Source organism: Collimonas sp. OK307, assembly GCF_900113705.1.
Classification (GTDB): domain Bacteria; phylum Pseudomonadota; class Gammaproteobacteria; order Burkholderiales; family Burkholderiaceae_D; genus Collimonas.
On the sequence record NZ_FOQI01000001.1, the window covers coordinates 282,028 to 307,924 of the forward strand.

Annotated in this window: 21 protein-coding genes and 1 pseudogene; 11 read left to right on the top strand and 11 right to left on the bottom strand. The window is 54.8% G+C overall.

All coding sequences use genetic code 11. The features are described 5' to 3' along the window. Positions 1–106: 106 nt before the first annotated feature. The gene (gene fusA / locus BM205_RS01255) at positions 107–2,224 is read left to right on the top strand and encodes an elongation factor G (protein WP_092411862.1); all 2,118 of its coding nucleotides are present in this window, start codon (positions 107–109) and stop codon (positions 2,222–2,224) included. Positions 2,225–2,314: 90 nt separating this feature from the next. Here the strand turns inward: fusA and ribA are convergent, their stop codons facing one another. Then, positions 2,315–2,989 carry a GTP cyclohydrolase II gene (gene ribA / locus BM205_RS01260; protein WP_092411863.1) on the bottom strand — a complete coding sequence of 225 codons (675 nt, stop codon included), beginning with the start codon at positions 2,987–2,989 and terminating at the stop codon, positions 2,315–2,317. Positions 2,990–3,236: 247 nt separating this feature from the next. On the opposite strand from ribA, the gene BM205_RS01265 reads away from it, so the two are divergent. The 6 genes from BM205_RS01265 to BM205_RS01290 all read left to right on the top strand — a co-directional run bounded on the left by BM205_RS01265 (position 3,237) and on the right by BM205_RS01290 (position 9,617). Further along, the gene (locus BM205_RS01265) at positions 3,237–3,863 is read left to right on the top strand and encodes a paraquat-inducible protein A (protein WP_092411864.1); all 627 of its coding nucleotides are present in this window, start codon (positions 3,237–3,239) and stop codon (positions 3,861–3,863) included. Then, on the top strand, positions 3,860–4,579 hold the full coding sequence (locus tag BM205_RS01270) for a paraquat-inducible protein A (protein WP_254783681.1): 720 nt from the start codon (positions 3,860–3,862) through the stop codon (positions 4,577–4,579). Before BM205_RS01265 ends, BM205_RS01270 begins: the two co-directional genes overlap by 4 nt. After that, entirely contained in the window at positions 4,576–6,222 is a 1,647-nt protein-coding gene (locus BM205_RS01275; protein ID WP_092411865.1) for a PqiB family protein, read from the top strand. Before BM205_RS01270 ends, BM205_RS01275 begins: the two co-directional genes overlap by 4 nt. Further along, complete coding sequence (locus tag BM205_RS01280; protein ID WP_092411866.1) at positions 6,222–6,839, top strand: PqiC family protein; 618 nt, start codon at positions 6,222–6,224, stop codon at positions 6,837–6,839. Before BM205_RS01275 ends, BM205_RS01280 begins: the two co-directional genes overlap by 1 nt. Positions 6,840–7,273: 434 nt before the next feature. After that, positions 7,274–8,101, top strand: coding sequence for a carbon-nitrogen hydrolase family protein (locus BM205_RS01285; protein WP_092411867.1), 828 nt, complete (start codon positions 7,274–7,276; stop codon positions 8,099–8,101). 52 nt (positions 8,102–8,153) lie between these two features. Further along, a complete protein-coding gene (locus BM205_RS01290) occupies positions 8,154–9,617 on the top strand; it encodes a purine-cytosine permease family protein (RefSeq protein ID WP_092411868.1) in 1,464 nt (487 codons plus the stop codon). Positions 9,618–9,749: 132 nt separating this feature from the next. Here BM205_RS01290 and BM205_RS01295 read toward each other — a convergent pair whose 3' ends face one another. From BM205_RS01295 to BM205_RS01310, 4 genes are all read right to left on the bottom strand, one after another. Next, positions 9,750–11,621 carry a flavin monoamine oxidase family protein gene (locus tag BM205_RS01295; RefSeq protein ID WP_092411869.1) on the bottom strand — a complete coding sequence of 624 codons (1,872 nt, stop codon included), beginning with the start codon at positions 11,619–11,621 and terminating at the stop codon, positions 9,750–9,752. 450 nt (positions 11,622–12,071) lie between these two features. Further along, positions 12,072–12,806 (bottom strand): rRNA pseudouridine synthase, encoded by a 735-nt coding sequence (locus BM205_RS01300; RefSeq protein WP_092411870.1) that lies wholly within the window; start codon positions 12,804–12,806, stop codon positions 12,072–12,074. 96 nt (positions 12,807–12,902) lie between these two features. Beyond that, the gene (locus BM205_RS01305; protein WP_092411871.1) at positions 12,903–13,127 is read right to left on the bottom strand and encodes a hypothetical protein; all 225 of its coding nucleotides are present in this window, start codon (positions 13,125–13,127) and stop codon (positions 12,903–12,905) included. Between the two features lie 131 nt (positions 13,128–13,258). Then, complete coding sequence (locus tag BM205_RS01310) at positions 13,259–14,800, bottom strand: CYTH and CHAD domain-containing protein (protein ID WP_092411872.1); 1,542 nt, start codon at positions 14,798–14,800, stop codon at positions 13,259–13,261. A 134-nt stretch (positions 14,801–14,934) separates the two neighbouring features. Between BM205_RS01310 and BM205_RS01315 the strand changes: the two are divergent. Beyond that, positions 14,935–15,663, top strand: a pseudogene (locus tag BM205_RS01315) (YoaK family protein); the annotation flags it as partial. A gap of 246 nt (positions 15,664–15,909) precedes the next feature. On the opposite strand, the gene BM205_RS01320 reads toward BM205_RS01315, so the two are convergent. The 6 genes from BM205_RS01320 to BM205_RS01345 form a co-directional block, all read right to left on the bottom strand. Next, entirely contained in the window at positions 15,910–16,341 is a 432-nt protein-coding gene (locus BM205_RS01320; RefSeq protein ID WP_092411874.1) for a universal stress protein, read from the bottom strand. Between the two features lie 106 nt (positions 16,342–16,447). After that, a complete protein-coding gene (locus BM205_RS01325; protein WP_092411875.1) occupies positions 16,448–17,890 on the bottom strand; it encodes an aldehyde dehydrogenase family protein in 1,443 nt (480 codons plus the stop codon). A 165-nt stretch (positions 17,891–18,055) separates the two neighbouring features. Then, entirely contained in the window at positions 18,056–18,721 is a 666-nt protein-coding gene (locus tag BM205_RS01330; protein WP_092412626.1) for an MgtC/SapB family protein, read from the bottom strand. 64 nt (positions 18,722–18,785) lie between these two features. Next, on the bottom strand, positions 18,786–20,492 hold the full coding sequence (locus BM205_RS01335) for an acid phosphatase (protein ID WP_254783682.1): 1,707 nt from the start codon (positions 20,490–20,492) through the stop codon (positions 18,786–18,788). Between the two features lie 50 nt (positions 20,493–20,542). Further along, positions 20,543–21,901, bottom strand: a complete 1,359-nt coding sequence (gene gorA, locus BM205_RS01340; protein WP_092412630.1) for a glutathione-disulfide reductase — start codon at positions 21,899–21,901, stop codon at positions 20,543–20,545. A gap of 64 nt (positions 21,902–21,965) precedes the next feature. Further along, positions 21,966–22,238 carry a DUF2917 domain-containing protein gene (locus tag BM205_RS01345; protein ID WP_092411876.1) on the bottom strand — a complete coding sequence of 91 codons (273 nt, stop codon included), beginning with the start codon at positions 22,236–22,238 and terminating at the stop codon, positions 21,966–21,968. A gap of 232 nt (positions 22,239–22,470) precedes the next feature. Here BM205_RS01345 and BM205_RS01350 point away from each other — a divergent pair, with 232 nt between their 5' ends. From BM205_RS01350 to dinB, 3 genes are all read left to right on the top strand, one after another. Next, positions 22,471–23,103 (top strand): LysE family translocator, encoded by a 633-nt coding sequence (locus BM205_RS01350; RefSeq protein ID WP_092411877.1) that lies wholly within the window; start codon positions 22,471–22,473, stop codon positions 23,101–23,103. 64 nt (positions 23,104–23,167) lie between these two features. Then, complete coding sequence (gene cls / locus BM205_RS01355) at positions 23,168–24,589, top strand: cardiolipin synthase (RefSeq protein ID WP_175511113.1); 1,422 nt, start codon at positions 23,168–23,170, stop codon at positions 24,587–24,589. A 129-nt stretch (positions 24,590–24,718) separates the two neighbouring features. Then, positions 24,719–25,876 carry a DNA polymerase IV gene (gene dinB / locus BM205_RS01360; RefSeq protein WP_092411878.1) on the top strand — a complete coding sequence of 386 codons (1,158 nt, stop codon included), beginning with the start codon at positions 24,719–24,721 and terminating at the stop codon, positions 25,874–25,876. Positions 25,877–25,897: the final 21 nt, after the last annotated feature.

A 25,897-nucleotide genomic window follows, 5' to 3' on the forward strand; every position in this document is an offset into this window, starting at 1 on the left:
GTGCCTTGCATCGGCCGCCACTGACAATCAAAAAAACGGGTAAGCTCACACGTCACAGCAGCTGCAAAAAAACTGATCATCATAATTTCTCTTAGAGGAAATCGTCATGACTCGCAAAACACCCATTGAGCGCTATCGCAATATCGGCATAAGCGCCCATATCGACGCCGGCAAGACCACCACCACCGAGCGTATCCTGTTTTATTCCGGCGTCAGCCACAAGATCGGCGAAGTGCACGACGGCACCGCCACCATGGACTGGATGGAACAGGAGCAGGAACGCGGCATCACGATCACTTCGGCCGCCACCACCTGTTTCTGGCAAGGCATGGCCGGCAACTATCCGATTCACCGGATCAATATCATCGATACCCCGGGCCACGTCGACTTTACGATTGAAGTCGAGCGCTCGATGCGGGTGCTGGACGGCGCCTGCATGGTCTACGATGCTGTCGGCGGGGTCCAGCCGCAATCCGAAACCGTCTGGCGCCAGGCCAACAAATATACCGTGCCGCGGCTGGCCTTCGTCAACAAGATGGATCGGGTCGGTGCCGATTTCTTCCGCGTGCACCAGCAGATCCGCGACCGCCTCAAGGGTAATCCGGTGCTGGTGCAGATTCCGGTCGGCGCCGAAGACAATTTCCACGGCGTGGTCGACCTGATCAAGATGAAGGCCATCATGTGGGACGACGCCAGCCAGGGAGTCAAGTTCGAATACATCGAGATTCCGGCGGCATTGCAAGCCAGCGCCCAGGAGTGGCGCGGCCGCATGATAGAGGCGGCTGCCGACGCCAGCGACGCCATGATGAAAAAATACCTGGACGGCGCCGATATCAGCGAAGATGAAATCAAGACGGCTCTGCGCCAGCGCACCATCGCCGGCGAGATCGTGCCGATGCTGTGCGGCAGCGCCTTCAAGAATCGCGGCGTGCAGGCCTTGCTGGATGCCGTGATCGACTTTTTGCCGGCGCCGACCGATATCCCGCCAGTCAAAGGCCATGACCAGGACGACCTGATCGTCGAAAGGCGCGCCAGCGACGATGAAAAATTCTCCGCCCTCACCTTCAAGATCATGACCGATCCGTTTGTCGGCCACCTCAGCTACTTCCGGGTTTATTCCGGCGTACTGGTTTCCGGCGACACGGTGTTCAATCCGAATAAAGGCAAAAAAGAAAGAATCGGCCGCGTGTTGCAAATGCATGCCAACCACCGCACCGAAATCAGCGAAGTGTACGCTGGCGACATCGCCGCTGCGGTCGGCCTCAAGGAAGCCAGCACCGGCGATACCCTGTGCGATCCTGGCAGCATCATTACGCTGGAAAAAATGGTATTCCCGGATACCGTGATCTCGCAAGCGGTGGAACCCAAGACCAAGGTCGACCAGGAAAAAATGGGCGTTGCGCTTAACCGCCTGGCAGAGGAAGATCCGTCGTTCCGGGTAAAAACCGATGACGAATCGGGCCAGACCATCATTTCCGGCATGGGCGAGCTGCATCTGGAAGTGCTGGTGGAACGCATGCGGCGCGAATTCGGCGTCGATGCTACGGTCGGCAAGCCGCAGGTAGCCTTCCGTGAAACCATACGCAAGATCTGCGAATCCAGCGAAGGTAAATTCATCAAGCAATCGGGAGGCCGCGGGCAATACGGCCACGTAGTGCTGAAACTGGAACCGCAGGCGCCGGGCAAAGGTTTCGAATTCGTCGATGCAATCAAAGGTGGCACCGTGCCGCGCGAATATATTCCGGCGGTCGAAAAAGGCGTGCGCGAAACCCTGGCTACCGGCGTCCTGGCGGGTTATCCGGTGGTCGACGTCAAGGTCACCCTGTTCTTCGGCTCCTCACACGATGTCGATTCCAATGAAAATGCGTATCGGATGGCGGCTTCGATGGCCTTCAAGGATGGCTGCCGCAAAGCCAGCCCGGCCCTGCTGGAACCGATGATGGCGGTGGAAGTCGAGATGCCGGAAGAAAAAATGGGCGATGTCATCGGCGACCTGTCGTCGCGGCGCGGCATGATCCAGAGCATGGATGATATCCCGGGCGGAGTCGGCAAGATTGTCCGGGCGGAAGTGCCGCTGGCCGAAATGTTCGGCTACTCCACCACGCTACGCTCGCTGACCCAGGGGCGGGCTACCTATACGATGGAATTCAAGCACTATGCGGAAGCCCCCGCCAATGTGACCGATGCGGTGGTGAACTCCAAGCATGTAGCGTCGAAACATTGATGGCATGCCGGACAATGGTCGAAGTTGCTGTAGTTTCGAGCATTGTCCGCATTCAATTTGCGGCGGGGTTTTAGCCGTGTAACAGCTGACTCACAACTCGTTTTCGTCCAGATCGTGTTCCAGACCGTCAACCGGCAACAAGTGCCCCAGTTTCGCGGCCTTGGTATCGAGGTAACGGGTATTGAACGGATTGCGATTCAGAATCAGCGGGATCCGCTCGACCACGGTGACGCCGATTTTCTGCAAAGCCGCCACCTTGCGCGGATTGTTGGTCATCAGGCGCAAGGCCGTGATATCCAGATGTTCAAGCATGGTTTCGCAAATGCTGTAGTCACGCAAATCGGCGGCAAAACCCAATTGCTGGTTGGCTTCCACCGTGTCCGCGCCACCGTCTTGAATATGATAAGCACGAATCTTGTTGATCAAGCCGATGCCGCGACCCTCTTGGCGCAGGTACAGTATGGCGCCGCGCCCTTCTGTAGCGATTCTTTGCAGAGCGCCTTCCAGCTGCGCGCCGCAATCGCAACGCTGGCTGAACAGGGCATCGCCGGTCAGGCATTCGGAATGGACGCGCGCCAGCACTGGCTCGCCGTCATTGACTTCGCCCAAGGTCAGGGCCAGATGTTCTTTGCCGGTGGCGTGTTCGATAAAAGCATGCAACTGGAAGGTGGCCCAAGGCGTCGGCAGCGCGCAGGACGTCACGTACTCCAGTTTTTGATCAGTCAGGGCGGCAGGTAAACTGCTTTTATTGTTAGTGGTGCTCATTTGATAAATTTTCGGTAAATAAAAGGCATGTAATTACATAAATGACATGCTTGCAACGTACGTTTCAGTTTTAGCATCGCTTAATTCAACCGTCATTTTACGAGCATTCGAAAAAATACGTGTGACGCGTCTGCACTCTCACCTAAAATCTGGTGAAGATGATGCCCCATGCAAACTATCTGCCGGTTATTGCTAGCTATGATGCAGATTATTGTTAGAATCTCATCTACTCAATTTTTAAGTGTTTATGCGCGAAGTCCCCGACCTGATTGCCTGCGAAGGATGCGATGCGCTGTATCGCAAGGTGCAGCTACGCCGCGGGGAGATTGCCCACTGCCCGCGTTGCGGCACTGAACTGGAACGTGATCCTGGCCGGCAGCGCGAGCGGATTTTGCCGCTGACCGTGGCCAGCCTGATCATGTTTGTGCTTGCCAACGGCTTCCCGATCGTCGAAATCGAGTTGCAAGGCTTGAGCAGCCGCACCACCTTGTTCGGCGCCGTGATGTCGCTGAGCGCCGAGGGCATGTCGCTGGTGGCTCTGCTGGTGCTTGCCACCACCATCCTGTTTCCGCTGTTACAGCTGCTGTTCCTGTTTTACCTGCTGGTTTCGCTGGCAAAGCAGCGCCGCCCCCCCGGCTTTAGCTGGCTGGTACGCGCCATGCAAAGCCTGCGGCCCTGGGGCATGGTTGAAGTGTTCCTGCTGGGGGTGCTGGTGGCGATAGTCAAGCTATCGAACATGGCGACCGTGATCCCCGGCGTTGCCCTATGGGCGTTCGGTGTGCTCACAGTATTGCTGACTGCGGTGATTTCCTTCAATCCCCGGCATTTCTGGCAAATGGCTTATTCGGAGCAAAACCAGGAAGGCTCCGCATGAGCGCCGACACCGTCGCCGTCACGGCCGCCGTTACCACATCCCTGCCCGCCGCAGACGAAGACCTGGCGGTACAGACAGCTGCCGGGCTCGGCATGATGTCCTGCCATCATTGCGGTACGGTCTGGCAAGAAGTCCGCGAACACGAACCTTGCGAACGCTGTGGTACCGCGCTGCATCAACGCAAGCCGGATAGCATCCGCCGCAGCTGGGCTTTCCTGATTGCTGCCTGCATCATGTACATCCCCGCCAACCTGATGCCGGTGATGATTACCAAGACCTTGCTTGGCGTGCAGGAAGACACAATCATGAGCGGCGTCATCTATTTCTGGGTGTCCGGCGCCTGGGAACTGGCCGCGATCATTTTCATTGCCAGTTTCCTGGTGCCGCTGTTTAAACTGGCTTCATTGATTTTGTTGACGTGGACGGCGCAAAAGCGCAGCCGCTGGCGCCGCCTGGAGCGCGCCAAATTGTATCGGCTGGTGGAAATCATCGGCCGCTGGTCGATGCTGGACGTATTCGTGGTGTCGCTGCTGGTCGGGCTGGTGCAGATTGACGGATTCGCCAGGATTACCGCCGGCTTCGGCGTGCTGGCGTTTGCTTCGGTGGTGGTATTGACGATGCTGGCCGCGCTCAGTTTCGATCCGCGCTTGAGCTGGGACAGCGGCGACGATGCGATTGACAAGAATCAGAACAAAAGAAACGAAAGTACAAGATGAGTGATGAAAACGCCCCGCCTAGCGCTCCGCCTCCTGCTTTACCCTCCTTGCCAGAACCCAGACTGAGCCGCAAACGTGACTGGCTGCCTTCTTTGATATGGCTGATCCCGATTGTCGCTGCAGTAGTCGGCTTGACATTGGTGGTCAAGATCCTGGTCGAACGCGGACCATCCATCACCATCACTTTCCGCACTGCGGAAGGTTTGGAAGCCGGAAAAACCAAGGTCAAGTACAAGGATGTCGATATCGGCCTGGTGCAGACCATCACCTTGAGCAAAGATCGCTCACACGTACTGGCTAACGTGCAGCTGTCGAAAGAAGCCGAAAGCTTCACAGCCGCCGACACACGCTTCTGGGTAGTCCGGCCACGGGTGGCGGCGTCCGGCGTTTCGGGCCTGGGGACCTTGCTATCGGGCGCGTATATCGGTGCCGACGCCGGCACTTCCAAGGATAAAAAGAACGAGTTTGCCGGGTTGGAAGTACAGCCGATTGTCAAGATCGACGCGTCAGGTAAACAATACATGCTGCATGCCACCGACATCGGTTCGCTGGATATCGGCTCGCCGGTTTATTTCCGCCGCATCAAGGTCGGCCAGCTGGCCGCTTTCGACCTGGATGCCGATGGCAAAGGCGTCACGCTACGTATTTTCATCGATGCCCCCTATGACAAGTTCATCGGCGTCAACACCCGTTTCTGGCATGCCAGCGGTTTCGACATGCAGATCAACGCCAGCGGCTTCAAGCTGCGCACGCAATCGCTGGCAGCCGTAGTGCTGGGCGGCATAGCGTTCCAGTCACCGGACGACGAGCTGGGCATGACTGCCAAAGAAAACACGACTTTCAATCTGGCTGCAGACCAGGAAACCGCCTTGAAGGAACCGGACGGCCCGTCGGAAACCGTCGTGATGTATTTCAACCAGTCCTTGCGCGGTTTGACGCCGGGAACTACCGTCGACTTCCGTGGCGTGGTCCTGGGTGAGGTCAAATCGATTGGCCTGGAATACGATCCAAAACGCCGCGAATTCAACATGCCGGTGGCGGTGCAGATATATCCGGAACGGTTGGGACGCAAGTATGCCGAAGACGGGAAGCAATCGAGCTATACCGCCAAGCAGCGCCTGCAATACATGGTCAGCCGCGGCTTGCGGGCGCAACTGCGGACTGGCAATCTGTTGACCGGCCAGCTCTATATCGCGCTCGACTTTTTCCCGAAAGCGCCGCCGGTAGCCGTCGATACCTCGACTACGATAATCGAGTTACCGACCATCCCGAACAGCCTGGATGAAATCCAGTCGCAGATCGCCGAAATCGCCAAGAAGCTGAGCAAAGTGCCGTTCGACCAGATCGCCGCCGATTTGCAGAAAACGCTGGGCACCCTGAATCGCACCCTGCTCAATGCCGAACAGCTGACCAAGAGCCTGAATAACGATGTCGCGCCAGAAATCACGGCGGCAATGAAAGACGTGCGCACCACGCTGGACAACGCCAACCGCACCCTGTCCGACAACGCGCCGTTACAGCAAGATATCCGCCAGACCTTACAGGAACTGACGCGCTCAGCGGCATCGGTGCGGGTCTTGACCGATTACCTGGAACGCCATCCGGAAGCACTGATCCGCGGCAAGCAAGAGGGAAATAAATAATGACATCGATCCTATCGAAGCGCTTCAGCGCTATCGCCGTTGCACTGCTGCTGGCCGGCTGCTCTTCCCCGCCGACGCGCTTTTATACGCTCTCGGCGCCGGCCCAATCCATACCGGCAGTCCAGAACGCGCGAATATTCATCGACGTCGCACCGGTCACCTTGCCAGAACGCCTGGCGCGGCCGCAGCTGGTGGTCAGAAGCGCCGGCAGCAGTTCCAGCACCCGGGTTGATATCCTGGAGCAGGAGCGCTGGTCGGCGCCGTTCAACAGCGAACTGCGGGATGCATTGGCTAGCGGCATTGCGAATCGCCTGGGCGCGACTGATGTCAGCCGCAGCGGCCGGCCGACAGATCAGCCGGTCTATCGAATTGCAGTGGAGTTGCGTGAATTTGACGCAGTGCCGGGAGATAAAGTGCAAGCCACTTACGGCTGGACCATCAGCCGTTCCGACAACAGCCGCAGCAGCGCTTGTCAGTTAAGCGTAAGTGAAGCTGTGACTCCGGGCATCGATGCCTTGGTGCTCGGCGTGCAGCGCACGGTGGCTGATGCGGTCAACGGGATTGCGGCTAATGTCGTGGCGTTCAAGGCGAATACGGCATCGGACTGCAAAAGCTGACGAAATTGAGGCTTGATTCATCCAGCAACAAAAGAAAATCGAACTGATTGCACCAAGCAATCTCGAATGCCAAAGCATGCATTGCGTGGCCTCCTCAAAGAGCGCGAAGCCATTTTCTCGAAACTGAAAAACACCAGGCGTTCCCAAGCGCTTGGAATCTATAAATCAAGATTTATAGGCAGTGCCACGCACAAAGTGGCCCCATCACAAAAATCAAATTGGCACTATATTATAGCGCCGCAATAGCCGTAATATTGATTTTTAGTTAACATATAAACTTCATTCATATCAACATTTGCGGAATTGCAATGAAAAACACTAGCTTCAAGGATGTCGATACGGATCGGCGTAAAAATGCCGTGACTCGCCGTGGCGTAGGGATTGTCCGTGATTCATATGCATCACAAACGCAAAATTCAGAAATCTGAACAGCGATGCAAATCGAATTGGTTCAGGTAGCGATTGTAGATGGCGAACTCGCCATCAATTTAGCGACGGTGCTAGAAAAAATATCGCAACGCTCTGCCGGCACGCAGCTCATGGTATTTCCAGAAACTGTTTTCAGTGGCTTCCCAGACACAGACAATGTGGCCGTATTGGCGCAAGCCATAAGCGGCGGAATGATCGCTCAAGTTCGCGCGGCAGCACGGCAGTATGAAGTAGCGGTTGTACTTGGTTTTGCCGAAGTAAGCGACCGTCGATTTTTTAACGCAAGTGTATTGATCGACGCTGCAGGCGAAATTGTCCTACATCATCGCAAAGTACATTTGTGGTCGTCCGATATCGGCATTTTTAGTCCCGGCGATTGTTTTACAACTGCGCAGTGGAATGGCCTTCAACTTGGATTGTTAATCTGTTTCGATATCGAATTTCCAGAGTCGGCACGCGCACTCGCCAGTTTGGGCGCAGAACTGATTATCGTCAGCGATGGCCTGATTCATCCCCATGGCGTGGTGCATCAACGCGCGTTGGCCGCACGCTCCATGGAAAATCAAGTGTTCTCCGTTCTTGTAAATCGCTGCGGACCAGATTCCGGCGGAGAATCGTTTGCCGGTGGCAGCATGGTGATCAATCCCTATGGAGACATCGTTCTGCAAGCAGATGACGGTGTTTCCACCTTGAGGGCGCAATTGGACTTCGCTGCGGTACAAGAGAGTCGGAAAGAGTATTGCTATCTCGAACAACGCCAGGTGAAATTGGTAATGGAACAGGTAGATACCGTCAATCAACACATTCGGACACAGCGCATAAAAAAATCATAAAGACGCATGGCATGACCAAGTACGATCAAATTAAAATAAATCAGGAGAAGACATGACAGTAAATGCCCAAGCCATTGACGTGGGTGGAGCAACACGCCATACCGCTATTGAAGCACATTCGATAGATTACATTCCAGAAGGTGAACGCACATCAAAGGTGCGAGATCAGGGTCCATTTTGGTTCCTGGGTAACTTTCATTTTTTCACGGTATCCATCGGCTTTATCGGTCCGTCAATGGGATTGCCCGCCGGGTGGAGTGCACTTGCAGGTGCATTGGGAATTATGTTTGGCACCCTGTTCATGGCATTTCACGGTTCGCAAGGGCCGGAATTGGGTTTGCCGCAAATGATTCAGTCGCGCGCACAATTTGGTTATCGCGGCGTGGTGCTGGCTTTGGTCGGGACTTTGTTAGTGTTTGTCGGCTTCAACGTAGTCAATGCCGCGTTGCTGGGTAGTGGTTTGCAGAGTTTGTTTGGCTGGCAAAGTAGCATGGTCGCCATTGTTACGACCGTAATTGCAGCGGTGTTGGCAATTTATGGGCATGACTTGCTGCACAAGGTGTTCAAGTACTCATTTATGATCAGCGTGCCGGTGTATGTTGCGCTGACACTGGCGGCGTTGCTGGGATTTGCAAATAATACCGATGCCATCACAACGCACGCTGCAAGTGCTGCAACCTTTGGCTGGGTCGCGTTCCTGACACAATTTGCTGCGGGCGCCAGCTACAATATTTCGTATGCCCCGTATGTCTCCGATTACTCACGCTATTTACCGCGCAAAACACGTTCATCGGCTTTGATTACTGCAATTGCCGGCGGCGCTTCATTTTCCGGTATTTGGATGATCGCTTTGGGCGCATGGCTAGCCACCCGCCTGGGCGGGACTGATGCGTTGGTTGCGCTATACCAGGCTGGTACCAACGTATTTCCCGGCTTTGGTTATCTGGTGGTAATAACATCGGTAATTTCGTTGGTATCCGTGATGGGATTGAATGCCTACAGCGGTGTATTGACGGTGCTGACGGGCGTTGATTCGATCCGCAAGATTCACCCGACACGTCGCACGCGAATGATCACTACGATCGCGATTGCCGCCATTTGGCTGGCATTCACGCTGGCATTAAGCGGCAAGGCTCTGCACTTGCTTGAAGGATTCCTGGCAATCATGTTGTATTTTTTGGTGCCTTGGACTGCGGTGAATCTGGTCGACTATTTCTTCGTGCGCCACGGTCATTATGCAATTACGCATTTCTTTACCCCCGATGGCATTTATGGTGCCTGGGGTTGGCGCGGAATAAGCGCCTACCTGATTGGCTTTATCGCAATGATTCCTTTTATTATTGCAGGAGATTTTTATGAAGGACCAATTGCCAAAGTCATAGGTGGAATTGATATAGGTTGGCTGATTGGCTTGATAGTCTCTGGCAGCGCTTATTATTTATTCGCACGCTCACTTGATTTAAAAGCGGAGCAGCCGTTTATTGCGCAAAGTGAAAAGGATTTGAAACTTAAATAGATGCGTTGCACGGTATCGAAGAAAGTGCACATGTCTTTGCACCTACTTCGATACGCGCTATGAATTGCTTTGCAACCTCAGGATAATGTTGTCGGCACTAGTACGGTTACAGTGGTATCGCGAGTGCGATGATCAAATAATCACTGGCTTCAAATCATCCCATCTGGCAATTGGTCCTTCGCTACCGGAAAAATCACCCCCGCCAAAAACGACAGCAACTTTGTTTACAGCATTAATGCTAGTGGTAAGAGCACCTTCTACCCACCCGGTAACCCAGGATATATCATCGCCGGCAAGCACCATGGGATCGGGGTTCTCCTCTTTGACACCCACCATGAATTGCGAAAAAAGAATGCGCTGATATTCATATTGGCCCGGCAGATTCATTTTAAACGCCCCTAGGTACAGCGGTTCATTTTCCCAATTGATTTCCGCTTCTCCAGCATTTCCTGATACAGCATAGTCTGCAAGATCAACCTTGGGATAAATGTCTTTCAGAACTTGACGGCACATGTTTGCATGCACCAGCAACCCATTCTCGTTTTCACGATCGCCCAGAAATTTCAGAGAGTCGTCGTTCCAGGTATAAGAGAGGAAAATGCCGGAGCCCTTGTCATTACCATGGCTATTAACATAATCGACCAAATAGGTTCCACGGGTGAGTCGGTCAGATAGCGTGATACTCATCTTCTGCTTGCCATCCAGAGGGTCACGCTCTTTCCAGAACGCTTCCCTGGTAGCCATGAAAATTTTTGCCGATTGCATGTAATGCGTGTACTCGATAGCTTCCCAAGTTCTGGGGCCGAAAAGAGCCGTGGTTTGCTTGTATTGTTCAGGAGTTCCGTAATGGCGGAATTTGTCCAAAATTCTGACGTGGGGGGTGTAGATGACTGCGTCAAAAACAATATCTTGTTGCCTACCGCTCGTAGTATCGGTAATGGAAGCCGTCAGTGTGTTGTCTGCCATATTGCGATGAAGATGACGCACTTCTTTTTGAGTGACGCTTGGATTATTACTAAAATATATCCCAAGAATTGCTTCACTCAACTCTTTGACGGTGGCGTCTATCGTTACGGAATCGGAAGCATCTCCCAACTCACGCGGTGATTTATTCATTAAACCTTGCGGCAAGGCATCTGCTCCATCGTACATCAATTGATGATCTACATCCAGGCCGGTGTAAAGTACCCGCAGCACCTCCAAAAAAGCATTCGGATAGTCGGTATTCCAACCGCCGGTACCGAAGCCAATCTGGCCAAAAAGATTGATTTTTTTGGTGTCCCATTTTGCCACTTCGACCAAAGCGGAATAGAAACTGAGGTTATCCCATTTGTGCGTAATCAGTAACGCATCCCAGATTTTTTTGATTTCTTCCCAGTTCGTATTGCCGGCTTGTAGCGCTCTCTGAAAATCATCGTAATTTATCGGATCTTCGTTAAGGAAGCCGTTTGGACCAAAGAGATCATCCTCTAGCTCAAGATATTCCTTTGGTGGTGGAAAGGGGTTAGATACGCCCTCGCCACGGTTTTCGTAATAGGTTATTTCGCCTTCATAATCAACCACCGTACTAACTGCCGATTCGCTGCCGGGATTAGGAAATGGCGCGGAGTTTGACAGCATTCCAAGCTTGCCGAAATAGTGCATCCCAGTTTTACCAGACATAGGGAAGCGCATCGCACCTAGCTCTGCAATACTTTGATTACTAACATCACCCAGATGATGAGAATTTAAACGGCCGCCGATACGATCTGATGCCTCAACCACCACAGGATGTAAGCCCATCCGCAGCAGTTCATAAGCGGCCGCCATGCCAGAAGCGCCGGCGCCAACGACCAGTACCTTTTTACCTTTACCTGCAGCCGGTATCTCGAAAAGGGGGGTACCTTTGCTCTTGGCAGTTTCCAGAAAATTGCCATAGTCAAAGGGAAAATCTGGAATGAGGGCGGTGATATCAGCACCGCGTGTTTTCGGCGTGTAACGATTGCGTGAGGGAATTGCAGACATCGCGAATCTCCTGAATATGTGGCAAATAGTTGGTGTTCCATCGGAACATGATTTGCCATACTTAATTTCGCACTAAAGTCTTGCTAAGAGGAGTTGCCTAGTTTAATAGCGGGAAGTCTTCAACAAGCCATCGTGCCAGAGCTAAGGAATAACTCCATGCGTAGCTTGCTGCAAAATGTATTCATTGTGTCAGGCTGGAGCAGGTTTTAAGGATAGACTTAGCACTACGCGGAAACTGAGCTGCCATCCCAATTAGTATCCACGGAACAGCAATCAGCGTAGCTAACATTAAGCGAGCAACGAATGCTAACGGTATGTGCTCAGCAGTCCAAAAAGGTGTGCGTGTAAAAAAGGCCCGGGTGATTTTCGCTGCTTTACGAAAATCACCCAGGCCCCATTTCATCGCCGAAGCGAACCGCTGCAGTCGGAAAAACAAATCCGGAAAGAACGTCAGAACCGTTCGTAACCCAGCAGATAACGCCATTCGCCGACCGCCAGGCCAGCCATCGGCAGGCGACCGATGCGGATGCGTTTGCTGGCGACTACCTGCAGCCCGACTTGTTCGCACATGTGCACGATCAAACCGCGCGGCGGTGCCTTGAGGGCGAAACGCAAACGTTTTTCATTTTGCCAGCTGACCTTGATCGGCGGCAGCGGCTTGCGGTTGAAACTCAGGCCGTGGTTCAGCAACTTGAGGCCGTCCGGAATGATATCGCCGGCCACTTCAACAATAAATTCATGTTCGATCTTGGCGGCATCGTCAACCAGCTTGCGCGTGATCCGCCAATCCTGAGTGAAAACCAGTAATCCGCTAGCCAGGGTTTCCAACGGTTCGATCAAATTCAGATTGCTCAGGTGGCGTTTCAGGAAGCGTAATTCGGCGCGGTCGTCGGCAGCACGTTTGTCTGGCACAATCAGCTGTGACGCCAGTTCGCTCAGCGCCGGACCGGCAAAAAGATCGAGGCCAGCCGGTTTATGAAACAGGATAGTCACCGGATCTTGCGGCTCCAATGTGGCCCCATTCATCAGTTCAACTTGTTGCTGCGAACTGATGCGCAAGCCCGGCTCCTCTACCACTTTGCCATCGACCTTGACCCAGCCGCCCTCGATATATTGTTCGGCTTCACTGCGGGAGCAGGAAACCAGGTCGGCTAGATGTTTTGCAAGGCGGATAGATTCGGTCATGTATGAGATCTGGAGGCGGACAAACTACGGAAAAATTACGGACGGCCATTGTAACCGTCTTGAGCCTGCTTATTTGCCAAACTTCTTTTGAGAAACTTATTTACGGTACAGTTCAGGCCGCGACTTGTTGCGCTGTTCGTAAATCGTCTTGGCGTCTTCACGCGCGCGCTCCAGCGTACGCATGGCGGGATCGTCGTCATGCAAGGTAAAAAAATCCGCTGCTTGCGCCCGCATCACGTATTTGATCGCGGCTTCATCTTTCAGATCGTACAACTCGACCATCAAGGTGGTGACTTCGTCCAGGTATTCTTCGTAGGTCATGATTTCACTCCGGTGTTTCTTGCCCCGCTCACCTTCATCCACGGTGTTACAGGAAGAGCATGGCGAGCGTATTTTGCACCAAATAGGCCTAAGGACCAAATAATCGGGATGAATAGCCCCTCAATTGGCCCTCATTGGACCTTCACCGGCGGCTTCAACGCGACGAATCTTTGCCATAAGCGGGCAGTTTCTGATTTATTGTGTTTTCGACCAGAACCCAATAGCTTTCGGGCCAGGTCGCAAGACTCCTCCAGTTCGGGATGTAAATCCGTAATCTGCTGCAGCAGCTGGCCAGCCACGCTGCGATCATTGCCGGCACCCAAATCATCTTGCAAATCACCTAGTGCCGAGACATAAGCATGGCTGCGCTTAGGCGCCAAATATGCTTCAAAAAATTCCGTGGCATAGCGCATTTTCTTGGCTGCGATCCTTATCCGATGGCGCCTGGCGGCATCATGCTGTTTGATCCGGCTGCCGCGCCTTAGTAATTTTTTCTGCAAGCCTGCCAGTTTCTTGAGTGCGAATTTCTTCAAAGGCGAAGACAGCGCAATTATCTGTTCTGCGCCTAACTGCTCACGCCAACGCCGTCCCTCGATCCAGCTTCCAAGCATCAATAGCAAACGCGTATAAGCGCGAGAGTCGACTGCAGTTGCGGCGACATGGCGATACCTGCCTGCCTCGCTGAACGTAATCTGCCGCAAGCCATCCAGCTGCGCCTGATCAGGGCAATGCCTCACCGCATCGGCCAGCGTGGCGACTGCCAGCACTTCCCAATCACGTGCAGGCCCCAGCGCGCCTCCCAACCAGTCCAGCTGATTCGATATTTCCGGCGGAACCGGAATGATTTTTTTAAACAAGCTGAGCACAGCGCGCAAGCGCCGCAATCCGACACGCATCTGATGCAGGTTTTCCGGATCGACGCCATGCACAAGCCCATCTTCATTGCCTTGCATGTGTGCCAGGCAGTTGCCGAGCAAGATCTGGAACCCTTGCTCCAGCGTCAGCTCCGGCGCCAGTTTGACAGCTTGCGCTTTCACGACGGCGGGTGCCTGCGGAGAATGCAGGGCATAGCCGCGCTCGGCCTTGCTGATATTGGCAGCGCGTAGTGGTACCGTATGTTGCACTGCCAACGCCAACTCGAACAGACTCGTCGCCGCGCCGGATTTAAGCTCCAGTTCGATTTCGCTGATCGGCACACTACTGTGGCCATGGCGGATTTCGCCCTGATCCAGGGCCAGTTCTACCTCATCCCCTGTCAGCGATCGCAGCAACCAGATGGTGCGCTGGAATTGCGTCGTGAATATCGGTCGCAAACGGCCTGCAAGGCCTGGGACAGACAACAGCTCGGCCACCGGCGTGCCGGACGGCAACAGTCTCTGCAAGGCGGGTAAATCAGGCGCCGCGCCACCGATATCCGACTCCCATTCCGGCCGTTGGTGCAAGCCGGCAGCAGCCTGGCCGCCGCTCTTGCAAGTCTGGACCCAGCGTGTCCCTACTTTGCGCACCCGCAATGCAGTGTGATTTTTTTGCAGATACAGATCGGGCGTATCAAAATAAATGCTGGTCAGCTGCCGCGATTGCGGTTTGCCGGTGGCGTAGTGTTTTAACAAGGGATGGCGTTTGAAGCCAGCGACATCGCTCGGATCAAGTAATAGTTTTAATTCGATTTCCATATCTTAAGCATACTTCTAAACGATGTTTTCGATAAATTATTGTTTTAATAAAACTTTTTACGATTTTTAATCGTCCCGCATCAGACGCGGCAGCGTAATATCGTATTGTCGTCTGAGCGAGGGAATTCCGATAGATGCCTATTCCGTATTTGAGAAAACTGACTGGCAAGGAACGAAGCCAGCAAGCAAACCGCCATCTGGCGTTTTTTCTGTCTTTCATCGCTGGTGCGACCAATGCCGGCGGCTTTCTGGCGGTGGGACAATACACTTCTCACATGTCCGGTATCGTGTCGGCAATGGCAGACAATCTTGCACTTGGATCGATTGGGCTGATGCTGGCAGGCCTGGCTTGCCTGTTATCGTTCCTGTTCGGCGCAATGACCTCTGCGCTGCTCATCAACTGGGGGCGGCGGCAAGATCTTCAGGCGGAATTTGCATTGCCTTTGATGCTGGAGGCGGGTTTACTACTCGTGTTCGGTCTGCTGGGCGGCAATCTGGAAGGACACAAATGGCTTTTCGTGCCGATGACGGTGATACTCTTGTGCGGCATCATGGGCTTGCAGAATGCCATCATCACCAAGATTTCCAAAGCTGAAATCCGCACTACCCATATTACCGGCATGGTCACCGACATCGGCATTGAACTCGGCAAGCTGGTTTATTGGAACAAGTTGGAACCAGCCCACGCCCGGCCAGACGTGATCGCCGATCGCAACAAATTGCGGCTACTGACCACCCTGGTTACGCTGTTTTTCAGCGGTGGGCTGATCGGCGCGTTGGGTTTCAAATATGTGGGCTTCATCGCCACCGCATTTCTTGCCGCTACCTTGATGTGCCTGGCGATTGTACCTATCGTCGATGACTTCCTGAGATTCCGCAGAAAAATCTGATTCTGTCCAGCCCGAGAGATTCATCCAGTCGCCGTACCGCTTTGACGCAAACAGCATCGGCCACATTTTGAATAAATTGCAAATTTGCGCGCAAAAAATCGCACGATGTTTATTTTAAAACAACACAAAACGATAAGGAAAACACCGTGGAAATTCGACGGGCAATCCCGGAAGACCATAAAAAAAACCAGATAGTCGTGGAGCCAAACCAGGCACACGTCAACAGCGTACGGCAACGAGTATGCTGGCTTTAACCCGCTCAATCAGCAACGCATCCATAGAGCCGCGCCACCAGCGCATGGCAAGTGCCTTATGACGAGAATGGCCGACAATAATAAGATCGATCCCTAGTACATCAGCCAGCGCCCCGATAACCTCGACCGGCTCGCCCAGCTGAAGATGGGGCACCACGTTCAATCCGGCCGCCGCCATCAGCGTACGTCCCCGCTCCAGTTCCTGCTCCATCATTTCCCGCTCGGTAGTGAATGCAATCTCCGGCGCATAGCCGCCTGCCATGCCGTGCGGAGAAAGCTGAACCACTGCCAGCAAATGGACTTCCGTCGAGGGCGGCGGATTCATGTGGATACATTCGTGCAGAGCCGACAGGCTTTCCGGCGTGCCGTTATAAGCCACCAAAATTTTCTTGTACATGGCATCCTCCTGGCGCTACCTGTGCATTACATACAGGTATTGTGCGCCATTTACATGCAGATGTAGTGAAACGTTCACATTCAGTTAGCGCTGCCCCCCCCCGGGTTCAAACGGTCTTGACGAACAGGGCGATCAGTTTACGCGTCATGCCGGTGTACGGCGGGTAGAACATTTTTGCGAGCATGATGCGATTGCGCACCACCGCCCTCTCGTGCGAAAACGCCAGGAAACCGTGATGGCCGTGCGCACTGCCGATGCCGGAATTATTGACGCCGCCGAAAGGCAGGTTGCCGTGCAAGAACTGCACCACACAATGGTTGATGCAGGCGCCGCCCGAGGTGGTCTGCTGCATCACCTTGGCGATATTTTCCTGCTTGCGGCTCCAGACGTACAGGGCCAACGGTTTGGGTTCGGCGTTGATGCGGGCAATCACCGAATCCAGCTGCTCATAACTAATAATCGGCAATAACGGCCCGAAAATTTCTTCGCTCATGATTTTTGCGTCGTCCGGAATGCCATCCAGCAAGGTCGGTGCAATGTAGCGTTGGACTTCATCGATCACGCCGCCGGTGACTATCCGCGCACCGCGTGCCGTGGCGTCATCCAGCAGGTTTTTTACCCGCGCGGTATGGCGTTGATTGACGATACGCGCCAGGCTGGTGCTGTCGATTTGCTGCGCACCCTTGCCATAAGCACCCTCCAGCGCCGTCACGCAGTGCCCCAGAAAAGCCTCCTTGACGCTGGCGTGGACATAGATGTGGTCAGGTGCGATGCAGGTCTGGCCATTGTTGGTGAACTTGGCCCAGAGGATATTTTGCGCTGCAGCTTGCAGATCGGCGGTCTCATCGACAATCGTCGGCGATTTGCCGCCGAGCTCCAGCGTGACGCTGGTCAGATGCCTGGCCGCAGCCGCCATCACGATCTTGCCGACCGCAGGCGAGCCGGTGAAAAAGATATGATCGAAAGGCAGGTCCAGCAACGCCTGTGCAATCGGCGCATCGCCTTCGAACAATGCCACTTCATCCTCGCCAAATACCGAACGAATGATCTTGCCAATGACGGCCGACGCGTGTGGTGTCATTTCCGACGGCTTGATGATCACGGTATTGCCTGCGGCCAGCGCCGAGACCAGCGGCCCCAGGCTCAGGTTCACCGGATAATTCCATGGCGCCACGATCAATACCTTGCCCTTGGGTTCGTATTGGGTATACGCCGAAGTACCGACCATCATGCGCGAAGGCCAGACTTTCTTCGGCTTCATCCAGCTCCCCAGCTTGCGGATGGCATCGTTGGCCTCGGCGATCACCGGCAGGATTTCGGTCAGTTCGACTTCGGCGGCAGGTTTGCCAAAATCGGCAAAACCGGCCGCAATCACCTCATCCTTATGCGCCAGTAGCGCACTCTTCAATTTTTTGATTTTCAGCAAGCGCTCAGCCTTGCTCGATTGCCGCAAACGCAGCGCTGTGGCGGCTTGGGCATTGAACACGCGCTGTATCTCCCGGATAGTCTGATCAAACCCGGTGTCGGCTGGGGACATCAATGTGTTCATGGCTTGCCTTTGACAATGTCATTTATATGGCAGCAATTAAAGCACATCGCGTAATGCGGAAGACCTGCTTTTAGTCGAGGGTTTCCTCAATTGCAGCGATGCCGCCATATATTGGCACATTGGCAAAAATACAAAAATATTGAAAAAATGGCCCGGACCAAAGATTTACGGCAAACGGATTTCACTCACCTCATGCACGTCCGGCACCGCTTTCAACTTGTTCAGGATAGCGTCGAATTCGCTGGGTAGCATGCGCAACAACGCCACGGTAACCTCTTCGATCTCAGCATCATTGGCATTCTGCTCGACGACGAACTGTTCGATTTGCGCGGTGCCCTTGTCCAGCAACTGTCCGAACATCTGGAAAGTCATGGCGCCACGCCGCACCACCAGCCGTACTTCACGCCGCTGACGGGCGATGAAGAAGCGCTTTTCCAAGGGTTTGAGACCGGCCAGGATGATCAAGATGATCAGCGTCGCCGCCGCCGCTGCAATATACAAACCGCCGCCAACCGCCAGTCCGACGGCAGCTACCGACCATAAACTGGCCGCCGTGGTAAGGCCGCGAATCACCTCGCCGCGCAGCAGGATCGAACCGGCTCCAAGGAAACCTATCCCGGAAACGACTTGCGCCGCCATCCGCGACGGATCAAGCGCAATCCCCGGCTTGCCCACCACGTCCTGGAAACCGTATGCCGATACGATCATCACCAGCGCTGAACCGACGCATACCAGCATGTGCGTACGCAAACCGGCCGCCCAGGACAGGCGCTCGCGGTCAAAGCCAATGACGCTACCCAAGGCTGCGGCAATCAATAGCCGGATAATCATCTCGAACTGATCCAAATTACTGCACCTCTCAGAAATGTCATTTACAACGAATATTGATGCCGGTCTATGCCAGATTCAGGGTATTGGTCAAATCGCCAAGCGGTGCCTGGCGATTTTCCTTGAACGCATCATCGCGCGCAACCAATGCGTCCAGCTTGCGCAATCCGTGCAGGCGGGTAATGAAACGCATGATGGAAGTCGTATCGTAGACCGTATGATCGACATAGCCTTTTTTTGCATACGGCGAGATGACGATGGCGGGTATCCTTGAACCCGGCCCCCAACGATCGCCCTTCGGCGGCGCCACATGGTCCCACCAGCCGCCGTTTTCATCGTGCGTGACGATCACCACCATGTCTTGCCATTGCGGCCCGCGTTGCAGGTGCGCGATGACATTGGCAATGTGGCGATCACCGGACTCCACGTCGGCATACCCCGCATGCAGGTTCAGGTTACCCTGCGGCTTATAGAAAGTGACCTGAGGTAAGCGCCCTGCATCCACGTCCGCCAGGAATTTATTGGTATTCGGATCGTCGCCTACGCCGGCATCTTTCAAATGTGCCTCGCGCAATGCGGTTCCGGGCGCGAAACTCTTGAAATAGTTGAAGGGCTGATGATGATATTGGAAATTGGGCACCGCATCGCTGTTCGCCTTGCCCTCCAGCGCCGCTTGCCATGCACCGGAATACCAGGCCCAGTTGACGCCCTTTTCGGATAGCCGGTCGCCGATGGTCGGATAGGTTTGCGGCGGCAGCACCATCGGATCGCTGGCGTCGGCGTATGCGGCATCGCTATCTTTCGCCGGCTTGACAAAACTAGGCTGGTACGGCGGCGCCATGGTATTGACCGCGTAGCCGTCCGGCGTGATGGCGCGGTCGCGCAGGAATTTTGGCGGGCCGTCGATGGCCGAGGCTGGATTTTTGTCATCCAGCTTCAAACGTGTGCCTTTAGGATCGTCTCCTTCCACGGTCGATACATTGTGTCGGGCCGGGCTGTTGTGGACATCGGGATAGAACGGTGTCTGCCCGGAAATCAGGAAAATATGGTTGAGATAAGAGCCGCCGAAAGCCGACATGAAAAAATTGTCGCACAAGGTATATTGCTCGGCCAGTTTCCATAAACGCAGTTTGCTGGCGGTTTCGCCATAATGCCCCATGGTCAATGCGCCGGAATCCGCCCACGCCACAAACTGGTCGTTTTTACCGCCGTTGATCTGCATCTGGTTTTGGTAAAACTTGTGCCACAAGTCGCGCGTGATCACTCCCTGCGGCAACGGCTTTCCTTGCAGATCGCTTAGCTTGAACGGGGCGTTAGGCAAACCGGCAATCTGTCCTTCTGCAATCACATAGCGCTGGCCATTGACTTGCTGCGCCTGCGGCACCAGCCCGCCCCATATCTTCGGCAACTGCGCCAGTGGTGTTTTACCGTCACGGTCCAGCTGTGTGCAATTACCTTGCATCGCCTGCGCCAACGGCTTCTGCACGCCTGGGAAATTGCCGTACAAATTGTTGAAGCTACGGTTTTCGGCGTAGATCACCACCACATGCTTGATGGCAGACCGCAGCTGCTGGTCCAGCAGCTTGTCCTGGGTTGCATCCGCTATTTGCCGGTTGCCGTCGCTGGCGCAGTCGGACAAGGCCAGGCTGGCGCCAACTGCAACTACGCTACCGAGAAAGCGGCGGCGTGTGAAACCTGCGGTTTCGTCGCCCTCTATCTCCGTCTCTGCCCCTGTCTCTTTCTCTGTTGATTCTGGCTTTTTATTTTCGCTCATAGCTTGTTCTTCATGTTGGCAGCAGGCGTTTATCTTTTGGTTCGGACTTGTCAATCGGGGCGCGCGGTTCTCAGCGTGACGAACTCTTCCGCCGAGGTCGGGTGTATGCCGATGGTATCGTCAAATACGCGTTTGGTGGCGCCGGCGCGTAAAGCCACCGCAATCCCCTGGATGATTTCGCCGGCATCCGGACCTACCATGTGGCAGCCGAGCACTTTGTCAGTGTCGGCATCGACCACCAGCTTCATCATGGTTTTCTCATGATAGTCGCCAAGGCTCAGTTTCATCGGGCGAAATTTGGTCTCGAATATTTTCAGCTTGTGTCCGGCGTGCTGCGCCTGCTCTTCTGTCAATCCGACCGTGCCGATATTGGGCAGGCTAAACACCGCGGTCGGAATCAGCTGATAGTCCACCGGACGGTACTCCTCGGGACGGAACAAGCGCCGTGCCACGGCCATGCCTTCAGCCAGCGCCACCGGGGTAAGTTGTACCTTGCCGATGACATCGCCCAAGGCCAGGATGTTCGGTTCCGAGCTGCGGTATTCCTGATCGACCTTGATAAAACCTTTGGCATCCAGCGCCACGTCGACATTCTCAAGTCCCAGGTCATCCAGCATCGGCCGCCTGCCGGTGGCGTAGAACACACAGTCGGTATCGAGCACACGGCCATCTTTCAAAGTCACCTTCAAACTGCCGTCGGCCAGCTTGGCTATGCTGGCGATATCGGCGTTGAATTGCAGGGCTACGCCCTTTTTCTGAAATTCGTCATTGAGATGCTGACGCACGCCGTGGTCGAAACCGCGCAGGAACAGATCACCGCGATACAACAAGCTGGTTTGCGCGCCAAGGCCATGGAAAATCGAAGCGAATTCAACCGCAATATACCCGCCGCCGATCACCAGCACGCGACGCGGCAATGCCTTCAGAAAAAAAGCTTCATTGGAGGTAATGGCAAATTCTTTGCCGGGAATATCCGGTACCTGCGGCCAGCCGCCGGTGGCTATCAGGATGTTGGCTGCGCTAATGCGCTGACCGTTAATCTCAACCGTGTGCTTGTCCAGCAATCTGGCGTGGCCTTCATGCAGGGCGACGCCGCTGTTAAGCAGCAAACCGCGATAGACCTCGTTGAGCCGATGGATCTCGCGATTTTTATTGGCGATCAGTGTCGTCCAGTCGAATTGCGGCTTGCCTGCGCTCCAGCCAAAGCTGGACGCCACGTCAAAATCGTCGCTGAAATGCGCGCCGTAGACCAGGAATTTTTTTGGCACGCAGCCGACATTGACGCAGGTACCGCCCAGGTAGCGGCTTTCCGCTACCGCTACGCGGGCGCCGAATCCGGCGGAAAAACGTGCAGCGCGCACCCCGCCGGAACCGGCTCCAATCACAAACAGATCGACATCGAAAGACACAGGCATTCTCCATGGTCTGGAACAGACCGAAGCACTCGCTCAAAGCGACGAGCAATGCCAAATCTTACGCCATCGTATGCTCGTAGGTAAAACTGGAAGATTTCAGGGCGGTGATCACGATATGTTTTGCACCATGCATTTCAACGTTCTTGTTTTCATTCAAGAAAATATCGCCTTTGAAATTTTCTGCGGTAATCCATAACAGGCCGCTCAGGCATTTGATTTTCTCGCCTTGTTTCAAGGCTTTCTGAATCGAGATGGTCTGATCCTCTGCAAGGTAGACAATTTCGTGTGTATGTTCACGGGTCAGCAGATGGCCGATGTTTTCTGATTTCATGGTTTTGCCTCGGTATGTGGGGTCAATCGAGTCAAACGTTGATTGCTGGTACGCATGCCTACTATCATTTATTCCAACAACCAACACAATCCATGAAATCAGAACAACACTTATACCGCTGAGGCACAAATGAAATCCATTTATCGTTTAATTGTGCGAAGCGGCAAGTTTTACCTCAAAATACGCATGCCACCCCTGAACCGTTTTCCCACTCATCTTTTACTTTCCGCATATGCCAAATCTTAATTTACTGCTCGGTTTTGCACTGGTTGCCTTCGGTATGGTGCTGACGCCTGGCCCTAACATGGTTTACCTGATCTCGCGCTCGATTTGCCAAGGCCCGAAAGCCGGCTTCGTGTCGCTGGCCGGCGTGGCTACCGGCTTTGTGTTTTACATGCTGTGCGCAGCGTTCGGCATCACCGCGCTGCTATTTGCGATACCCCTGGCGTACGATTTACTGCGCTTCGGTGGCGCTGCCTATTTGCTTTATCTGGCCTGGCAAGCAGTGAAGCCGGGTGGCCGTTCGCCGTTCGCAGTGCGCGACCTGCCCGCCGACAGCAACCGTAAGCTGTTCCTGATGGGCCTGTTCACCAATCTGCTCAACCCAAAAGTCGCCCTGCTGTATCTGGCGCTGTTGCCGCAATTTATCGACCCTAACGGCGGCAGCGTCCTGATGCAGTCGCTGGTGCTCGGCCTGATCCAGATTGTGGTCAGCATCACAGTCAACTCGATGGTGACGCTGGCTGCCGGCTCGATTGCCGGTGTCCTGGGCAGCCGCCCTAGCTGGCTGCTGATCCAGCGCTGGCTGATGGGCACCGTCCTGGCCGGCCTGGCGGTACGGATTGCACTGCAGGCAAAAAAATAAGCGGGCCAGGCACCACGATTATTGGCTAATATGCAAGCTGCCCTTGAGATTCGGAGTTATCTGAATGCCGCATTTGCCGTTTGCCCTGGTTTCCGTTGTCGTTCTGCTGTTGCATGCCGCCGGCGTCGTCGCCGCAATCCACGCCCTGATGCACACCCGCACACCACAGGGCGCGGTAGCCTGGGTGTTCGGGCTGGTGCTGCTGCCCTACTTCACCCTGCTGCCCTATCTGTTCCTGGGCAGTAAACGTTTCTCCGGCTATGCCGAACTGCACCACTCGCGGCTGGCGCGCCTGCGTCAGCTGGACGATCCCGCTCTGCTAGCCTTGTCTGCCGAATACCCGCCACACGTCGGGGCGCAGCGTTATCAAGCCATCAGCAAAATGCTAGGCGTACCTTTCCTGAGCGGCCATCGCTTGCGCCTGCTGATCAATGGCGCCGCCAGTTTCGAAGCGATGTTCGCTGCAATCGCCGGCGCTGAACATTACGTGCTGGTGCAATTCTTCATCATCCACGACGACGCACTGGGCCGCCGGCTGCAAGCAGCGATACTGGAACGCGCTGCAGCCGGCGTCAGCGTGCACGTGCTCTACGACGGTGTCGGCAGCCACGACCTGCCCGCCACGTATAGCGAAATCCTGCGCGCCGGCGGCGTCCATATCCATCGCTTTGCCACCCGCCGCTGGCGCAATCGCTTCCAGCTCAATTTCCGCAATCATCGCAAGGTGGTGGTAGTGGATGGCTGGCGCGGTTTTGTCGGCGGCCTGAATGTCGGCGAAGAATATCTTGGCCACAAGCCGCCGCTGGCGCCGTGGCGCGATACCCACATGGAACTGCAAGGGCCGGCGGTCGCCGATCTGCAGCTGGCCTTCGATGAAAACTGGCAATGGATCACCGGCCAGCCCCTGACTCTGCTGGCGCCGCGCGCCAGCGGTGGCGAGGCCACCAGCCTGGTCGCCGCAACCGGACCGGCCGATGCGCAAGAAACCTGTTCGCTATTTTTTGTACAAGCGATACATGCCGCCCGTCACAGGCTGTGGCTGACCACGCCCTACCTGGTGCCGGATTCTGCGGTCAACGCCGCCTTGCAACTGGCGATATTCCGCGGCGTCGATGTGCGTATCCTGATCCCGGCGATCCCGGATCATCGCACCGTCTTCCTGGCATCTACCTTGTATGCGCATGAATCGGTGCGCGCCGGCATCCGCGTGTTCCGCTATCAGCCAGGGTTTACGCACCAAAAAGTGCTGCTGATTGACGACGACACGGCAGCGGTCGGCAGCATGAACCTGGATAACCGTTCACTCCGCCTCAATTTCGAAATTACCGCATTGAATATCGATACGGCATTCGCAGCGGAAGTCGAACAGATGCTAGTGGCGGATTTCGAGCAAGCGGTTGAAATCGATGTTGGTGACTATAGCCGGTTGCACTACTTGTACCGGGTGCTGATTCATGTGACGCGCCTGATGAGTCCGGTGCTGTAAATTGCACCTGGACAAATAATTACCCAAAAGGCAATTAAATATTTAATTAAAGAACCGGCTTGCATGACTGTATTTATATACAGTAGTGGTATCCTATGGCCGTATTAAATATCTACACATATTGACTTCATGCCTTCGCCCATTCGTCGTATCGCACATCTGGATATGGACGCTTTCTACGCGTCGGTGGAGTTGCTGCGCTACCCGGAACTACGTGGCCAGGCGGTAGTGATCGGCGGCGGCTCCCGCCACAAGCCGGAACCTGGCGCAGACGGCCGGCTCGTCTATTCCAAACTGCGCGACTATGTCGGCCGCGGCGTCGTGACCACCTCTACCTACGAAGCGCGCGCCTTGGGCGTGTTTTCCGCCATGGGCATGATGAAGGCGGCCAAACTGGCGCCGGACGCAATTCTTCTACCGACCGATTTCGAGTCTTACCGCCATTATTCCCGGTTGTTCAAAGCTGCAGTGGCCGGGATCGCGCCGTTGATAGAGGATCGCGGCATTGACGAAATCTATATCGACCTGAGCAAGCACTTGGACGAGGTCCGGATACTGGCGCAACGGATCAAGGATGCCGTGCGCGAGGCCACGGGATTGTCGTGTTCGATCGGCGTTGCGCCCAACAAGCTGCTGGCCAAGATCAGCTCGGAACTTGACAAGCCCAACGGCCTCACCATCATTACCGAGTCCGACATCCAGTCGCGCATCTGGCCGCTGGCTGCGCGCAAGGTCAACGGCATCGGCCCCAAGGCGGCCGAGAAATTGACGGCTCTCGGGCTGCACACCATAGGCGAATTGGCCGCCGCCGATCCGGCCGTGCTGCAAGAAAATTTCGGGCGCACGTATAGCGAATGGCTGATGCGTACCGCCATCGGCCTGGATGATCGCCCGGTGGTGACCAGCTCGGAAACCAAATCGATCAGCCGCGAATCGACGTTTGAAAGAGATCTGCACGCCAAGCTGGACCGCGACACGCTCACTCCCATGTTCACGGATCTCTGCGTACGACTTGCGGGCGACTTGCAAAGAAAAGGCTATGTTGCCCGCACGATAGGGATCAAATTGCGCTTCTCCGATTTCCGCATCGTCACCCGGGATCTGACATTGCCTAACGCGACGGACCAGGCCACTGCGATCCGGCAAGCGGCAGGCGAATGCCTGCGCCGCGTCACGTTGGACAAGCGCTTGCGGTTGCTAGGCGTACGGGCCAGCGCACTCGCCAGAAAAGATGAAGCAATGAACGAGTCAGTCGTGTTGCAAGGCGAATTATTCGGCGACGAATAAAACTACAAGCTAGAGAAGCTT

Coding starts and splice junctions, on each gene's coding strand:
- fusA (WP_092411862.1), top strand. CDS start 107: ATGACTCGCAAAACACCCATTGAGCGCTATCGCAATATCGGCATAAGC.
- ribA (WP_092411863.1), bottom strand. CDS start 2,989: ATGAGCACCACTAACAATAAAAGCAGTTTACCTGCCGCCCTGACTGAT.
- BM205_RS01265 (WP_092411864.1), top strand. CDS start 3,237: ATGCGCGAAGTCCCCGACCTGATTGCCTGCGAAGGATGCGATGCGCTG.
- BM205_RS01270 (WP_254783681.1), top strand. CDS start 3,860: ATGAGCGCCGACACCGTCGCCGTCACGGCCGCCGTTACCACATCCCTG.
- BM205_RS01275 (WP_092411865.1), top strand. CDS start 4,576: ATGAGTGATGAAAACGCCCCGCCTAGCGCTCCGCCTCCTGCTTTACCC.
- BM205_RS01280 (WP_092411866.1), top strand. CDS start 6,222: ATGACATCGATCCTATCGAAGCGCTTCAGCGCTATCGCCGTTGCACTG.
- BM205_RS01285 (WP_092411867.1), top strand. CDS start 7,274: ATGCAAATCGAATTGGTTCAGGTAGCGATTGTAGATGGCGAACTCGCC.
- BM205_RS01290 (WP_092411868.1), top strand. CDS start 8,154: ATGACAGTAAATGCCCAAGCCATTGACGTGGGTGGAGCAACACGCCAT.
- BM205_RS01295 (WP_092411869.1), bottom strand. CDS start 11,621: ATGTCTGCAATTCCCTCACGCAATCGTTACACGCCGAAAACACGCGGT.
- BM205_RS01300 (WP_092411870.1), bottom strand. CDS start 12,806: ATGACCGAATCTATCCGCCTTGCAAAACATCTAGCCGACCTGGTTTCC.
- BM205_RS01305 (WP_092411871.1), bottom strand. CDS start 13,127: ATGACCTACGAAGAATACCTGGACGAAGTCACCACCTTGATGGTCGAG.
- BM205_RS01310 (WP_092411872.1), bottom strand. CDS start 14,800: ATGGAAATCGAATTAAAACTATTACTTGATCCGAGCGATGTCGCTGGC.
- BM205_RS01320 (WP_092411874.1), bottom strand. CDS start 16,341: ATGTACAAGAAAATTTTGGTGGCTTATAACGGCACGCCGGAAAGCCTG.
- BM205_RS01325 (WP_092411875.1), bottom strand. CDS start 17,890: ATGAACACATTGATGTCCCCAGCCGACACCGGGTTTGATCAGACTATC.
- BM205_RS01330 (WP_092412626.1), bottom strand. CDS start 18,721: ATGATTATCCGGCTATTGATTGCCGCAGCCTTGGGTAGCGTCATTGGC.
- BM205_RS01335 (WP_254783682.1), bottom strand. CDS start 20,492: ATGAGCGAAAATAAAAAGCCAGAATCAACAGAGAAAGAGACAGGGGCA.
- BM205_RS01345 (WP_092411876.1), bottom strand. CDS start 22,238: ATGAAATCAGAAAACATCGGCCATCTGCTGACCCGTGAACATACACAC.
- BM205_RS01350 (WP_092411877.1), top strand. CDS start 22,471: ATGCCAAATCTTAATTTACTGCTCGGTTTTGCACTGGTTGCCTTCGGT.
- cls (WP_175511113.1), top strand. CDS start 23,168: ATGCCGCATTTGCCGTTTGCCCTGGTTTCCGTTGTCGTTCTGCTGTTG.
- dinB (WP_092411878.1), top strand. CDS start 24,719: ATGCCTTCGCCCATTCGTCGTATCGCACATCTGGATATGGACGCTTTC.